We start from the raw sequence: 12,731 nt of genomic DNA, 5'->3' as shown, positions 1-12,731 counted from the left end.
ATGATGAAGATGATGATAGCCACAACCCTGTCGACCCTCACGGCCTTCACTTTGGCCCACGCCGCCGATATCGACGGCCAATGGGCCCGCGGCGACGGCAATGCCAAGGTCCGCATTGCATCCTGCGGATCGGATATCTGTGCCACAAACACATGGATCAAGCCGGGCACGCCCAGGGAAAAGAAGGGCGACCGGCTGGTCATGACCATCAAGCCGGGTGCCGATGGCGCCTATTCCGGCACGGCCTTCGATCCCCAGCGCGACATGACCTACAATCTGACGGTGACGGTGAACGGAGACAAGATGACTACGAAAGGGTGCGTCGTGGCCGGCCTTCTGTGCAAGGGCATCAATTGGACCCGGATCAACTGAGCGTGGAGGATCGAGCGATGAAGGAGGTCGGCGTGACGCGTCTTTTCGTGTCTTATGTCGTGACGCTCGTCATCTTCGTCGCAATCGACTTCGTCTGGTTGACCGTCACGGCGAGCAGGCTCTATCAGCCGGTCATGGGCGACATGCTGATCGCCGATTTCAGGCTTGCGCCGGCCGTCGCCTTTTACCTGCTCTATATCCTGGGGCTGATATTTCTGGCCGTGAGGCCCGGATTGGCAAAGCGCTCACCGCGATGGACGGCACTCCATGGAGCCGTTCTCGGTTTCACCGCCTACGCGACCTATGATCTGACCAACCAGGCGACCTTGAAGAACTGGTCCACGGCTCTCACCCTTGCCGATATCGCCTGGGGAACGATCCTGTCCGGAACGGCTGCTTCGGTTGGCTGCTGGATTGCGCTGCGCGTATCTGGGCGCAACAGTCCCGTGTCAGGAACATCCAGATGATCGACGACAGTCCCCTTTCAAATATTTCGTTTCGTCTCTATCGGCAGGCGCCAAGATTTATTGATCGAGCCTCCTTGTCTTTCCAATTCGGCGATCTCTATAAAAGGTCGGCAGCAAGGTATTCCCGAATGCAAACCAATGACATCGCAGATTTGATCAATCGGGTCGCCATCGGAGATCGAGCCGCATTCGCGTCTCTCTACCGGGCCACCAATCCGAGGTTGTTCGCAATCTGCCTTCGTATCTTGAGACACAGGACCGACGCGGAAGAAGCGCTTCAGGAAGTGTACATCAAGGTTTGGCAGCGTGCGAAGACCTTTGCCACGGGTTCCGGGTCGCCATCAACCTGGCTTTCGGCGATTGCCCGCAACCACGCCATCGACGTCATTCGCGCCCGCAAACCGATCACCGACGATATCGACGAGGCTTACGATCTGGCCGACGAGACGATTTCGACGCCCGAACAGTACATGGTGCTCGTGGATGAAGGACGCCGCATCGATATCTGCATGCGCGAACTGGATGCAACCCATGCCGGCGCCGTCAGACGTGCTTACGTGGAAGGGCTGAGCTATCTCGAATTGGCCGACGACCTGCATGTTCCCCTGAATACGGTCAGAACCTGGCTGCGCCGGAGCCTGCTGAAGCTCAGGGAGTGCATGCAGCGATGACACTGGGCGATCACATTGACGATGGCGGACGGGCGCAGGACGAAGTCCTTGCTGGGGAATATGTGGTCGGTGTCCTGTCGGCAGAAGCGCGCCGGCGCGTTGAGCAACGGATGACGAGCGACCGCTCTTTCGCGCTGCTGGTCGAGCGCTGGCAGTCGGACCTCTCCTCGTTCAACGACGACTATCAGGATGCGACGCCCGGAGCCGCCGTGTTCGCGCAGATTGAAGGACTGCTGTTCGGCGCACAGCCTTCGCCCGTTGCGAGAGGGCTCTGGAATGCGGCAAGCTTCTGGCGCTGGGTCTCGCTCGGAACTTCGGCCATTGCCGTCGCAGCACTTGTCTACGCCTCGGGCGCATTGCGGCCGTCCTCGTCGCGCGGCCCGGTCGTGGCGCAGCTTTCTGCACCTGACAACCCGGTCAATCTGCTTGCCTCGTTCGACGCGTCCAGTGGTCGCTTGAAGATCGTTCCGGTTGCAGCCGGCACACGCCAGGAAAAATCGCTGCAGCTCTGGTTCGTGCCGGGAAGCGGCAACCCACGGTCGCTCGGCGTCTTCCAGCCGAATGCCGAAGGTGAACTGCTGATCCCGGCGGACCTGCGTGAAACAATCAGTGCCGGTGCCACGCTTGCAGTCAGTCTTGAACCGTTCGGCGGTTCGCCGACCGGTCTTCCCACAGGTCCGATCGTCGCCAGCGGCACGGCAAGACAGCTTTAAACCATGCCCCTTCGAGTTCTCCGCCTGATCGCCGCGCTTCTGATGATCGGTATCACCGCGGTCGGTACCGCGCGCGCGGTTGCCGCCTCGAAGAATGAAGACCGGCCGGTCCGTATCGATGTCGGTGGCTTCAGGCTCAATAGCGTCCTGTTGGAAGCGGGCCGAAGGGCCGACCTCCCGCCGATCGTCTTCATCCATGGCGCCAGCGCCAGTCTTTACGATCCGATGTTCTCGTTCCGCGCCAAGCTGCAGGGGAGAGCGAAGCTGCTATTCATTGATCGTCCGGGTCACGGCAATTCCGACATCGGCGGCGAGCAGAACATTCTCCCTGACGGCCAGGCCGACGCCATCGCGGTGCTCATGAAGAAGCGCGGCATCGCGAAAGCGATCATCGTCGGTCATTCCTTCGGAGGAGCGATCGCGGCATCCTTTGCGGTCCGCCATGCGGATATGGTGTCGGGCCTCGTCTTCCTGTCTCCGGCAGTCTATCCATGGGATGGCGGAATCGCCTGGTATTACGAGGCCGCCAGTGCTCCGGTCACGGGTCCGCTGTTCAGCACCCTGATCGTGCCACCCGTCGGAATTGTCGCGATCGATCGTGCAACGAAAGGCGTGTTTGCCCCCAACCCGGTTCCTCCGGATTACATCGGGAGGACGCATGCCCTGCAGGCGCTGCGACCGGTGGCTTTCCGTCATAATGCTAGAGAGGTTGCCGCCTTGAGCGATTGGGCCAAGGTGTCGTCGGCAAACTACCGCAAAATCAAGGCGCCGACGGTCATCATCACCGGCGACACGGATGGCATCGTTTCGCCGGAGGTGCACTCCCGGCATCTCGCCCGCGATATTCGTGGCGCACGTTTGATCGTCGTGCATAATCTCGGACATAAATCGGATTTCGTCGCCAGCGATCTGGCAATCGCGGCGATCGAGACGGTTGCCGGCCGCAAGGTGAACATCGCCGCCGTCAAACGGGATGTCGAGCGGCGGATCGCACATGATGGAAAGGATTGATGGCAAGGGCGATGTCTGGCAGCGGCGGTGTCGCTGGGGATTGTCCGCTTTCTACGGTCTCGCGGGCATTCTGCATATCGTCCTGCCCAAACCCTTCCTCGGTATAACACCCGCCTGGGTTCCCGAGCCAGAAACTGTCATTTTCCTGACCGGATTGTGCGAGATCGCAGGCGCTGTCGGGCTGTTGATGCCGCGGCTGCGGAAAGCTGCCGGCATTGGCCTGGCACTTTATGCCGTCTGCGTATTCCCGGCGAATATCAAGCATGCCATTGACGGACTGGGGGCTGCGACGGTTTCGCCATGGCAGTGGCTTTACCATCTCGTTCGCCTGCCTCTGCAGCTCCCATTGGTTTGGGTGGCGCTCTTCGCCGGAAGCGTCGTTGTCTGGCCATTCAGACGGTCTGAAAAATAGCTTCGTGATCGCATGAAAAAAGACGCCAAGAATCGCATTTCCGCTGAAACTCTTTTTCTCACGCTCTCGTCTCTTGTTGCGTCACCCATGAGGGGACGGCCTTGGGAGGCGCGCATCCGCGCCGGGGCGTTCAGAGGAAGAGGAAAATATCATGCTGAAGTCCGCACTCCGCGCGGTTGCTGTCGCAGCCATCGTATCCGCCACTGCTGCCGGTGCCTATGCCGCCAATCCGAAAGTCGGCGGTGCGCCCATGTACGAAACCAAGAACATCGTCGAAAATGCCATGAATTCGAAGGATCACACGACGCTCGTTGCCGCCGTGAAAGCCGCCGGCCTCGTCGAAACGCTGCAGGGCAAAGGTCCGTTTACCGTTTTCGCGCCGACCAACGAAGCCTTCGCGAAACTGCCCAAGGGCACCGTCGACACATTGCTGAAGCCGGAGAACAAGGCGCAACTCGTCAAGGTCCTCACCTGCCACGTCGTTGCCGCGGACGCGATGTCGATGGCCATCAAGAAGATGGTCAAGGACGACATGGGGACGCATAACATTAAGACGGTCGGCGGGTGCGTCCTCAAGGCCAAGACTGTCAAGGGCAAGATCACGCTCACCGATGAAATGGGCGGCGTCGCTCATGTGACAATCGCTGACGTGAAGCAGTCCAATGGCGTGATCCATGTCATCGACAAGGTGCTTCTGCCGAAGATGTAATCCGAAGCCATGCATCACGAGAAAGGCCGGCGACCCCATGGGTGCCGGCCTTTTCATTATTCATCTTAGGACGTCAGTCGAATTACATGGCCGGCAAAATGGCGATATCACGGACTTCATTGTCGAGCCCGGTGATCGGGCCGACAGCAGTCGCTGCACCGGTTTCGAGGTTGACCGTGTAAAGTGTCTTGGATGCCGCGAGGTAGGCCGTGTTCTTGCCGTCCGCCATGCCCTGGATATCGAAGGCATAGGCGGCTGGCTTGTCCTTGAGGCCGAGCTTGCCGACTGCCTTCAGCGTGCCATCATTCGGCTTGGTCTGCTGGATCAGCGCGCCGATCGTGGCATCGATATTGTACATCGCGGTCTTTTCCGGCTTGCCGACGGAGTTGGTGTAGGCGGCCGCCACGATGTTCGGGGTCTCACCCTTGTGCATATCGCCATCCTCGAAGGCGAGCACGCTATCGACCGTCACTGCGCCCGTGTCCGGATGGACGCGGTGGTTGGTCGTGCCGGTCATGAAACGCAGGCGATCTGCCATCGGGTTGAAGTCTACAACAACGGGCGCCTGGGTCATCGTCAGCATCTTGTCCATCTTGGCGACATCGGTGGCGTCACCTGTTTCAAGATTGATCGAGACGATGCGGTGATCCGGGGTGACGCCGATCACGGTCTTGTTGCCCGGACGGAAATCGATGCCAACAAGCTTGTCGACGCCGGTCACGTCCATCTTCTTGGTAACGGCGGGTTTTGCGGTATCGAACATGACGAGCGTCTTGTCGCCGGTCAGGCCGAGGACGGGGGCCGCGAATGCGGTCGATGCCATCGCGATGGAAGCGGCGGAAGCGATCAGTGCGAAACGAATGGTCTTCATGTCTTTCTCCCAAGTTGAACCGTTCGGAAGTCGCCGAGCGCTTGGCTCTCTACGCCTCCTGAACTGAAGACACGCCGGCCGTGCCGTTTGGATGCAGCCCGCGAAAAAATAATTTCGACTTGCATCCATCTGGTCGCTTAGTGGGTATAGCTTTCAAAGCCGACAGTTTCGCTGTCGGTATTGGGAGAAGGTATTGATGCTGATGGGTCCCGCGCCGGACGATCTCGATACGGCACTCGCTGCCTGCGCCAAGGGTGATCGCAATGCGCTGCGCCTGATCTTCGATCGCGAGGCGGGACGTCTGATAGTGGTCGCCGAGCGCATCGTTAGACGCCGGGAGCTTGCCGAGGAGGTCGTGAAGGACGCCTTCATTCGCATCTGGACGCATGCCCACCAGTACTCTTCCGATCGCGGTTCCGCGCGCGGCTGGATCTACGCCATCGTCCGAAATCGTGCTCTCAATCTCCTGCGGGACGGAAAGCGCGAGCACACAGTCGAGGAAGTGGAAACCCTGCGCGAAAGCGAACAGGCGGATGAGGTGATGGCGGCGTGGCACAGGCTGGACCGCAATTCGCGGCTCTACGATTGCCTCGGCGCACTCGACGAGACGAAACGGCGCGGCATCCTGATGGCCTATATCGGCGGCTATTCGCATGGCGAGATCGCCGGGAGGCTGCGTATTCCTCTCGGCACGGCCAAGTCCTGGATCAGGCGTGGTCTCTCGGCACTCAGGGAGTGCATGGCATGACCTACGACCGCAAGGACATCCCAAACATTGCCGACGAATATGTCCTGGGCCTGATCGAGACCACGGACGCTGCGGAGATCGAGTTTGCCATGGAACGCGATGCCGAACTGAGAGCCGCAATCGCCGCAAGCCGCGAGCGTTTCCTGCCGCTGGACACGGGTGTTGCGCCGGCTGCGGCAACCGAAGATCTCTGGCGGCGAATCGAGGCAGCCTTGCCTGTCCAGGATCGAACCGGTGCTCAGCCTTCAATATCCATCGCCAACGACAACCGCAGAAACAGTTGGCGTATGGCCGCGATCTCGGCCATCGCCGCCACTTTTGTGCTCGCCATAGGTCTTGCTTACAGCCTGACGCGGACGGTGGAGCCGCTGGTCGTGGCGGTTCTGATCAACGAGTCGGGTGAGGTTCAGGCGGTGGTCGAGGATTTCGGCAACGAGCATGCGACGATCCGCATGCTGGCCGACTTCAGCGTGCCGAAGGACAAGACGATACAGGTCTGGACCTTGCCGTCGCGGGAAAGGGGGCCAGTATCGCTTGGCCTGATCGATGGCGTGCGTTCCGCCCGCCTGGATGGATCTGCACTTCCGATGCCCAAAAACGACCAGCTTTACGAAATCACGCTAGAGCAGGCCGGTGGATCGCCAACAGGGCGCCCCACAGGACCGATCCTCGCCAAGGGTCTAGCGAAACTGCCGCGTTAGTGGAAGAGCTGATCACTATTTTTGCTGCAGGCTGAAACTCAACGTCGAGGCATGCCGTAGATCCTGAGTGAGGCGCCAGCTCCGGCTCAGGTCGGCATGATCCACCGAAGCTAATTGACGCCGTAAAGCGAGAGGATTTTCTTATGGCCGGCTTGCTGACATTTGATGAATTGACGGCTCAGGTCATTTCAATGGCCAGGGATCAGACCCCGAGGGCCTCGATTGAGCTTGGCGTCATTCAGGGGTTTTGTTTGGATGTGGCGGCCGACCTGTCACCGGATCTCGTGCGTTACCTGTCAAGCGTCAGCGGTCTCGACCAGCTCGTTTCCACTCTGGAATCGATGCCAGACCTGATTAGACCGGCTGCTTCCGATCGGGCGCTTTGGAATTTCGTGCGTCCCAAAGCATAAGTCCAACAATCACATTTAGCGCTCTCTAAAATAATGATTTTCATGGACTAATTTGTCATTTGCGGAAGAACGCAATTCTTCCGCAACGTTCTTCCGTTAGCCTGCCGGCTATAACAGGGCTGGTCTGATGACGGGTATTCGAATCCGCCTGGCGGAAATTATAGAAGCACTAAGCAAAGCCCTCGACATGACTGAGGGACAACCGGCAGGCCATTGCATTCGGAGTTGCTATATCGGCACACATATCGGCCGGGAAATCGGACTCGACGACGATGAGCTGCACGACCTCTACTATACGCTCCTCCTGAAGGACCTCGGCTGCAGCAGCAACGCAGCCCGCATTTGCGAGCTGTACTTGGCCGACGATCTGAGTTTCAAGCACGACTTCAAGTTGGTGGACGGAAGTCTCAGCCAGGTGCTGAGGTTTGTCATCGGCCATACCGGAATGCAGGCCGGCCTTGCTGAGCGGTTTCGCAGCATTCTCAACATCCTGCAGAATGGTGGAGAGCTCTCGACCGAACTGATCCAGACCCGCTGCCAGCGGGGCGCCGAAATCGCCCGGCAGATGCGCTTTTCCGAAGCGGTAGCGCACGGGATTCTCGGGCTCGACGAACACTGGAACGGCGGCGGCAAGCCGAACGGCGCGGCGGGCTCGCAGATCCCACTGTTTTCGCGTATTGCCCTGCTGGCGCAGGTCATCGATATTTTCAATCTCAGCGGCGGTTCGCAGAATGCGATCCGCGAGGCGAAAAAGCGGTCCGGCGATTGGTTCGATCCTGCCTTGGTCGACGCATTCATCAAAGTCGCTAACCGGCCCGGCTTCTGGGATGCACTGAAATCGGAAGATCTGGAAGCTATCGTTCTTGCGTCCGAACCCGGACAGCACGCGGTCATGGCCGATGACGACTATCTGGATGATATTGCTGCAGGCTTCGCGAAAGTCATCGATGCCAAGAGCCCCTACACATCGGGTCACAGCGATCGCGTTGCATTGTTTGCCGATCTGATCGCCGAGGAAATGGCTATTGATTTCGAAGGACGCCGGCTTCTAAAGCGTGCCGCCTTGCTGCACGATATCGGTAAGCTCGGTGTCAGCAACAGCGTGTTGGATAAGCCCGGCAAGCTTGATGACCAGGAATGGCAGCAGATGCGACGTCATTCCGAGTTTTCCGAGCAAATTCTTTCTACCATAGACGCCTTTTCGAAGGCAGCACTCATCGGCGGCGCGCATCACGAACGACTGGACGGCAAGGGCTATCCGCGCGGTCTGAAGGCTGACGACATTCCTCTGGAAGTACGTATAGTCTCTACCGCAGATGTTTTCGATGCCTTGACGGCGGATCGTCCCTATCGGAGCGCCATGCCGATAGATAAGGCGATTGCCATTCTCTGGGAGGGTGCAGATGCGGCCCTCGATCCCGCTTGCATCGAAGCCCTTGAGCGTGCGCTTGCGAAAGCGAGCCTGAAGAGTGCCGCTTGACCGCAATCTAGTGCACCAAAAGGTAAGCCTGAAGTGGTTTGTAGCGACTGCGGCGGTTTGGCCGCATTCGTCTCTCATGTTCGGGAAGTGATCAGACTGCGGATAGCCCGATGTAACTCATTCCGTTGAGGAAAAAGGGGGGCAAAGCTGGCGGAAATATTTTCCACCTCAGCTTGTCTTATGGCCGCCAAATATACAAGTCTCAGTGGACTCATCCCCCCGCAACCAATCTTCCCCAACGACAACGATGTATTGCCGCCGCTCAATCTGGAGGGCGGCATCGCGTATTCCAACAATCGCCCCCAAAACACATATAGCAAGAACCTTGACGAACCACATTGGTTCACCAATAATTATAGTGAACCAAAGAAAGTTAAATGCCATGACCGCTGCATTTACCGTGCGGGTTTCGGATGAAACCGCAGACAAGCTTAATAAGATTGCGGAAAAGCTGGATCGCTCCCGCGCGTACATGGCCGCCGAGGCCATCGAGGCATTCGTTGAGCAGCAGGAGTGGCAGCTCGCCGAGATCGAGGCCGGGTTGGCCGAAGCCAATCGCGGTGAGTTTGCCAGCGATGATGATGTGGCGAAGGTTGTCGGCAAGTACGTCAAGTCTGCCCGTCAATCATGAGTCGGAAACGCATCCGCTGGACGCTGCGAGCGCTGCGGCGGCTTGATGAGATTGGTGAGTATATCCAGAAGGACAATCCCGACGCCGCTGCGCGCGTTGTCGCGCGGATTGTGTCGGCGGCGGATATGCTGGCGGACTTTCCGGCAAAAGGACGTGCCGGTCGTATCAAGGGCACTCGTGAAGTGGTGCTGGGGGACATTCCCTATATCATTCCCTACCGCGTCGGGTCGGATATCGAGATTCTGACCGTCATGCATGCCCATCAACGGTGGCCTTCGGAGCTGTAGTCTCGCTATGGATGCGGCGATCATCTGGACGGAAGATTGGCTCGCAGCTCATGGTTATCGTCGGCTTGGTGGGCCGGACCTTGTACGTGCAGTACCTTGTACGTGCAGTACCGTGGTCAAAGGTCTATCGTTTCGCCACTGATCGCGGGTATGTCTACCTGAAATGGAGCGCGCCCGCTTATGCGAGCGAGGCGGCGTTAATGACTCGTATGGCCGAGCAGTTTCCCGCCGTTATGGCAAGCCATGAAATCCTCGGAGGAAAGGTCAATGTCTACCGGCGCGGGGGGCTCACGCGGCATTGCTCGGCATCCGTCCAAGGCCGCCAGTACCGTGCCAGCACCAAGGAAACCGGACTGGAGCAAGCCAAGGCGTTTGCCGAAGACTGGTATCTCGGCCTGCGCGGCAAGCTGGCGGCGGGCATCCTGAAACAGAGACCACCTTTGCCGAAGCCTCCAAGAAGTTCGAGCAGGAATATGGTGTCATTACCGAAGGCGAGCGCAGTCAGAAATGGGTGGAGGGCCACAGCATTCGTTTGCGTCTCCACCTGATCCCATTCTTCGGCAAAATGGGTCTTTCGGAAATTAATGCCGGGACGGTTCAGGACTATCGTGTTCACCGCATCGGCTCGGCTACGACGGGCAAAGCGCCTGCCCGCAGCACGTTGCACGACGAGGTGGGAACCTTGCGGCAGGTGTTGAAAACGGCGATCCGTCACAAGTGGCTCACCCATCTTCCTGATCTGTCGCCGCCCTATAAGACACAGGGCAAAATTACCCACCGGCCATGGTTCAGCCCCGTCGAATGTAAGCAGCTTTATGAGGCTACGCGCCAGAATGCCAAGGAGCCGAAGAACCCGCACTTTCGTTGGGAAGCGGAGCAGTCGCATGACTTCATCCTGTTCATGGCCAACACGGGCTTGCGCCCGGACGAGGCCAAACAGCTCCAGCATCGCGACGTGACCATTGTCGAAGATCCCCGAGAGCCGCGAGCGCATCCTCGAGATCGAAGTGCGCGGGAAGCGCGGGATCGGCTAGTGCTAATCCATGCCGGGTGCTGTGAAGCCCTATGAGCGCTTGCGCGACCGGCTAAAGCCGGTTCGCGGGAAGGATAAAGAGGGCGGCGAGATCGTCGTGAAGGCTCCACAGCCCACCGATCTGCTGTTCCCCGGCAATTATCTCAAGATGTTCAACAATCTTCTTGAGGCGCAGAACCTCAAGCTGGATCGGGATGGCAAGCCGCGAACAGCAAACAGCCTACGTCATACCTATATCTGCCTGCGTCTCATGGAAGGTGCTGATGTGTCAACGGCGGAGTAAGGGCGGATGTCCTGGCCCTCGCCAACCGGCGAAAGGAACGCCGCCGTGCCGAGCGGTAGCGCCGCAATCGACCCTTCCCAACCGGGAATTCAAACACCGGGCGACCGGGCGCGGCATTTGCAAAAACGCTGCCTTCTATGCCTACATGTCGAGTGTGAGATCAACCAGTTCCTGAAAATCGGTCAAAATGACCATAACGTCATTTTGCTTTTGCTCTTCGGCGCCAGATGTTGCAAGATACGGTCGCTCGGGGGATGAACCCGGTGGAACGATGCATCCCCCTCGCGCGGTTGTAGTCATACGCTACTTCGTACCAAGGCCGAGGCGCGACGTTGAGGTGTTTGTGAGACACTGTCGTTTGCCTCGACCTTTGCGTAATCAGCACTGAAAATTGAATGGAATCAACGATGAATTTTACACAGAATTCATTAGCGACCATTGACTTAGCAGAGTAATTTTGACTGTCACATGGCCTTCAAAAAAGAATCGCTTTACAATCAATATGAATCCTGTTCAGCCCTGATTCATTACTGCCTGGAGGTTCTTTACGAAAAATATTCAGATGACCTGGCTCGGCCTGTAAAAGGCGAACTGTATTCCGGAATTATCTGCCCGTTCAGTCTTAGTAGCGGTCATCCTCTTACTATGAACTGATTCGCTTTTCGGCTCGAACCTGACATCGTTCCGCCCGTGCTACAGCGTGGCTTCCCAGTGCCAATCGGCTCTCGCAGCCCAACAAGTAGTGCCGCTGATTTGCAATTAAATTGTTAGCATCGTCGCAAGCACTTCAATGGTCCCGCGGGGCGAGCATGCAAACGGCGCGCCGACCACGAGACCAACAAACCCAAGCGCGATCGCCGCTACCAATCCATGCTTATGCCAGCCGCATGCTGCCCCGAATCCGACGGCGATAGCGATTATCGTGAATGCCCAGACCCATCGAAAGATTACCCAGGCCCACCTAGGGGCAGCATTTGTGGGCATCAAATACTCCATGCTGAGGCGTGTGAACCTGACATGGGAGCGCGCGATCACGGTTGCAAGCCGCCCGATTGGCATAACTGCTGGTCGGGCATTTTATTTGGTCCAGACGGGCTGAGCTGCGCGCCTGGGCCAAAACCTCTTGAATTTCCGACTTCCGCTCCTAAATCTGGCGCCGTCAAAGGTGCTTGAGAAAGGAGATGGCGATGGCTAACACCCTTTTTGACGCTCCACTGTTCCTAAAAAAGCGGCATTATATTCAGGAGCTTGCGAGCCTTGAGGATGCCCTTGATGTTTTAGAGGAATGGCCAGAGGACGATAGAGATACGACCTTCGAGGTTCTTGAAAAAGCATGCCGTATGGCTGCTCAGGGAATATTCCCCCTACCTGCGTTCCGGGAAAACCTGCGCCGCTTCCTGATAAAGAGGCACATGCTGGCGAATATCGAAGAAGTTCCTTTTCTGGCCCAGCGTTCAACTGGTCGCAATATTGGCTCCTGACGCGTTCGACGCGCTATTTTGAAGATTCCAGCCCGATCAGCGAATGCCGGTCGGGCTTTTCGTTTCCGGGCACCGGAATTTCAAACATCTAGGTGAATTTAAATGGCCGGCAGACCGCCGAAGGAAAAGTCCTTCGCCAACATGCTCAATATCGCGATCAAAGCGGCGACGGAAACTGGCGGCTCAAAGCTCCGCGCTGTTGCTGATGCCCTCATTGCGAAAGCGATCACCGGCGATGTTGCCGCCATCAAAGAGGTGGCAGACCGGCTTGATGGAAAGGTGGCGCAGACAATTCCAGACGACCCGAGCAACCCGCTTCATGTTCGCTCTGCGCGAGATCTAACAGACGATGAACTTGCAATTATCGCGGCAGGCGGCAGCATCGGAGCTTCTTCGGAGGAAGGCAGCGAGGAATAGCCTCACCGGTTATGCCAAGTACATTGAGGTCCCC

18 protein-coding genes are annotated in these 12,731 nt (G+C 58.0%); 17 read left to right on the top strand and 1 reads right to left on the bottom strand.

Annotated elements, in window-relative coordinates:
- The 7 genes from ACIQJ2_RS08250 (at window position 1) to ACIQJ2_RS08220 (ending at window position 4,355) form a co-directional block, all read left to right on the top strand.
- Entirely contained in the window at window positions 1-372 is a 372-nt protein-coding gene (locus ACIQJ2_RS08250) for a DUF2147 domain-containing protein (RefSeq protein WP_400668647.1), read from the top strand.
- Window positions 373-389: 17 nt separating this feature from the next.
- Window positions 390-839: a DUF2177 family protein gene (locus ACIQJ2_RS08245; RefSeq protein ID WP_400668645.1), complete on the top strand. Its 450-nt coding sequence runs from the start codon at window positions 390-392 to the stop codon at window positions 837-839.
- A gap of 128 nt (window positions 840-967) precedes the next feature.
- The gene (locus tag ACIQJ2_RS08240) at window positions 968-1,510 is read left to right on the top strand and encodes a sigma-70 family RNA polymerase sigma factor (RefSeq protein ID WP_400668643.1); all 543 of its coding nucleotides are present in this window, start codon (window positions 968-970) and stop codon (window positions 1,508-1,510) included.
- On the top strand, window positions 1,507-2,223 hold the full coding sequence (locus tag ACIQJ2_RS08235; RefSeq protein WP_400668641.1) for an anti-sigma factor domain-containing protein: 717 nt from the start codon (window positions 1,507-1,509) through the stop codon (window positions 2,221-2,223). Before ACIQJ2_RS08240 ends, ACIQJ2_RS08235 begins: the two co-directional genes overlap by 4 nt.
- A 3-nt stretch (window positions 2,224-2,226) precedes the next feature.
- A complete protein-coding gene (locus ACIQJ2_RS08230; RefSeq protein ID WP_400668639.1) occupies window positions 2,227-3,234 on the top strand; it encodes an alpha/beta fold hydrolase in 1,008 nt (335 codons plus the stop codon).
- Window positions 3,218-3,646 (top strand): DoxX family protein, encoded by a 429-nt coding sequence (locus tag ACIQJ2_RS08225; RefSeq protein WP_400668637.1) that lies wholly within the window; start codon window positions 3,218-3,220, stop codon window positions 3,644-3,646. The genes ACIQJ2_RS08230 and ACIQJ2_RS08225 overlap by 17 nt, the downstream gene beginning before the upstream one ends.
- Window positions 3,647-3,797: 151 nt before the next feature.
- A complete protein-coding gene (locus tag ACIQJ2_RS08220) occupies window positions 3,798-4,355 on the top strand; it encodes a fasciclin domain-containing protein (RefSeq protein ID WP_400668634.1) in 558 nt (185 codons plus the stop codon).
- Window positions 4,356-4,437: 82 nt separating this feature from the next.
- On the opposite strand, the gene ACIQJ2_RS08215 is transcribed toward ACIQJ2_RS08220, so the two are convergent.
- Entirely contained in the window at window positions 4,438-5,226 is a 789-nt protein-coding gene (locus ACIQJ2_RS08215; RefSeq protein ID WP_400668631.1) for a DUF4394 domain-containing protein, read from the bottom strand.
- A gap of 202 nt (window positions 5,227-5,428) precedes the next feature.
- On the opposite strand from ACIQJ2_RS08215, the gene ACIQJ2_RS08210 reads away from it, so the two are divergent.
- From ACIQJ2_RS08210 to ACIQJ2_RS08165, 10 genes are all read left to right on the top strand, one after another.
- Entirely contained in the window at window positions 5,429-5,974 is a 546-nt protein-coding gene (locus ACIQJ2_RS08210; protein ID WP_400668726.1) for a sigma-70 family RNA polymerase sigma factor, read from the top strand.
- Complete coding sequence (locus ACIQJ2_RS08205) at window positions 5,971-6,675, top strand: anti-sigma factor domain-containing protein (protein ID WP_400668629.1); 705 nt, start codon at window positions 5,971-5,973, stop codon at window positions 6,673-6,675. Before ACIQJ2_RS08210 ends, ACIQJ2_RS08205 begins: the two co-directional genes overlap by 4 nt.
- A gap of 143 nt (window positions 6,676-6,818) precedes the next feature.
- Window positions 6,819-7,085 (top strand): hypothetical protein, encoded by a 267-nt coding sequence (locus ACIQJ2_RS08200; protein WP_400668627.1) that lies wholly within the window; start codon window positions 6,819-6,821, stop codon window positions 7,083-7,085.
- A 187-nt stretch (window positions 7,086-7,272) separates the two neighbouring features.
- Window positions 7,273-8,565, top strand: coding sequence for an HD-GYP domain-containing protein (locus ACIQJ2_RS08195; protein ID WP_400668625.1), 1,293 nt, complete (start codon window positions 7,273-7,275; stop codon window positions 8,563-8,565).
- A 382-nt stretch (window positions 8,566-8,947) separates the two neighbouring features.
- Window positions 8,948-9,196: a CopG family ribbon-helix-helix protein gene (locus ACIQJ2_RS08190; protein WP_400668623.1), complete on the top strand. Its 249-nt coding sequence runs from the start codon at window positions 8,948-8,950 to the stop codon at window positions 9,194-9,196.
- Window positions 9,193-9,483, top strand: coding sequence for a type II toxin-antitoxin system RelE/ParE family toxin (locus ACIQJ2_RS08185; RefSeq protein ID WP_400668621.1), 291 nt, complete (start codon window positions 9,193-9,195; stop codon window positions 9,481-9,483). Before ACIQJ2_RS08190 ends, ACIQJ2_RS08185 begins: the two co-directional genes overlap by 4 nt.
- Before the next feature lie 298 nt (window positions 9,484-9,781).
- Window positions 9,782-10,552 (top strand): hypothetical protein, encoded by a 771-nt coding sequence (locus ACIQJ2_RS08180; RefSeq protein WP_400746479.1) that lies wholly within the window; start codon window positions 9,782-9,784, stop codon window positions 10,550-10,552.
- Window positions 10,527-10,799: a hypothetical protein gene (locus tag ACIQJ2_RS08175; RefSeq protein ID WP_400668615.1), complete on the top strand. Its 273-nt coding sequence runs from the start codon at window positions 10,527-10,529 to the stop codon at window positions 10,797-10,799. Before ACIQJ2_RS08180 ends, ACIQJ2_RS08175 begins: the two co-directional genes overlap by 26 nt.
- A 1,187-nt stretch (window positions 10,800-11,986) precedes the next feature.
- Window positions 11,987-12,280: a DUF982 domain-containing protein gene (locus tag ACIQJ2_RS08170; RefSeq protein WP_400668612.1), complete on the top strand. Its 294-nt coding sequence runs from the start codon at window positions 11,987-11,989 to the stop codon at window positions 12,278-12,280.
- A 102-nt stretch (window positions 12,281-12,382) separates the two neighbouring features.
- Window positions 12,383-12,697, top strand: a complete 315-nt coding sequence (locus tag ACIQJ2_RS08165) for a hypothetical protein (protein WP_400668610.1) — start codon at window positions 12,383-12,385, stop codon at window positions 12,695-12,697.
- The last annotated feature ends 34 nt before the right edge of the window (window positions 12,698-12,731 follow it).

The organism is Rhizobium sp. NPDC092011 (assembly GCF_044756305.1).
Taxonomy (GTDB): domain Bacteria; phylum Pseudomonadota; class Alphaproteobacteria; order Rhizobiales; family Rhizobiaceae; genus Rhizobium.
Note: the sequence above shows the minus strand (reverse complement) of the source record. Positions and strands in the feature narration are given on the sequence as shown.

Coding starts and splice junctions, on each gene's coding strand:
- ACIQJ2_RS08210 (WP_400668726.1), top strand. CDS start 5,429: ATGGGTCCCGCGCCGGACGATCTCGATACGGCACTCGCTGCCTGCGCC.
- ACIQJ2_RS08230 (WP_400668639.1), top strand. CDS start 2,227: ATGCCCCTTCGAGTTCTCCGCCTGATCGCCGCGCTTCTGATGATCGGT.
- ACIQJ2_RS08175 (WP_400668615.1), top strand. CDS start 10,527: ATGCCGGGTGCTGTGAAGCCCTATGAGCGCTTGCGCGACCGGCTAAAG.
- ACIQJ2_RS08225 (WP_400668637.1), top strand. CDS start 3,218: ATGATGGAAAGGATTGATGGCAAGGGCGATGTCTGGCAGCGGCGGTGT.
- ACIQJ2_RS08190 (WP_400668623.1), top strand. CDS start 8,948: ATGACCGCTGCATTTACCGTGCGGGTTTCGGATGAAACCGCAGACAAG.
- ACIQJ2_RS08235 (WP_400668641.1), top strand. CDS start 1,507: ATGACACTGGGCGATCACATTGACGATGGCGGACGGGCGCAGGACGAA.
- ACIQJ2_RS08250 (WP_400668647.1), top strand. CDS start 1: ATGATGAAGATGATGATAGCCACAACCCTGTCGACCCTCACGGCCTTC.
- ACIQJ2_RS08185 (WP_400668621.1), top strand. CDS start 9,193: ATGAGTCGGAAACGCATCCGCTGGACGCTGCGAGCGCTGCGGCGGCTT.
- ACIQJ2_RS08215 (WP_400668631.1), bottom strand. CDS start 5,226: ATGAAGACCATTCGTTTCGCACTGATCGCTTCCGCCGCTTCCATCGCG.
- ACIQJ2_RS08245 (WP_400668645.1), top strand. CDS start 390: ATGAAGGAGGTCGGCGTGACGCGTCTTTTCGTGTCTTATGTCGTGACG.
- ACIQJ2_RS08240 (WP_400668643.1), top strand. CDS start 968: ATGCAAACCAATGACATCGCAGATTTGATCAATCGGGTCGCCATCGGA.
- ACIQJ2_RS08220 (WP_400668634.1), top strand. CDS start 3,798: ATGCTGAAGTCCGCACTCCGCGCGGTTGCTGTCGCAGCCATCGTATCC.
- ACIQJ2_RS08205 (WP_400668629.1), top strand. CDS start 5,971: ATGACCTACGACCGCAAGGACATCCCAAACATTGCCGACGAATATGTC.
- ACIQJ2_RS08165 (WP_400668610.1), top strand. CDS start 12,383: ATGGCCGGCAGACCGCCGAAGGAAAAGTCCTTCGCCAACATGCTCAAT.
- ACIQJ2_RS08195 (WP_400668625.1), top strand. CDS start 7,273: ATGACTGAGGGACAACCGGCAGGCCATTGCATTCGGAGTTGCTATATC.
- ACIQJ2_RS08170 (WP_400668612.1), top strand. CDS start 11,987: ATGGCTAACACCCTTTTTGACGCTCCACTGTTCCTAAAAAAGCGGCAT.
- ACIQJ2_RS08200 (WP_400668627.1), top strand. CDS start 6,819: ATGGCCGGCTTGCTGACATTTGATGAATTGACGGCTCAGGTCATTTCA.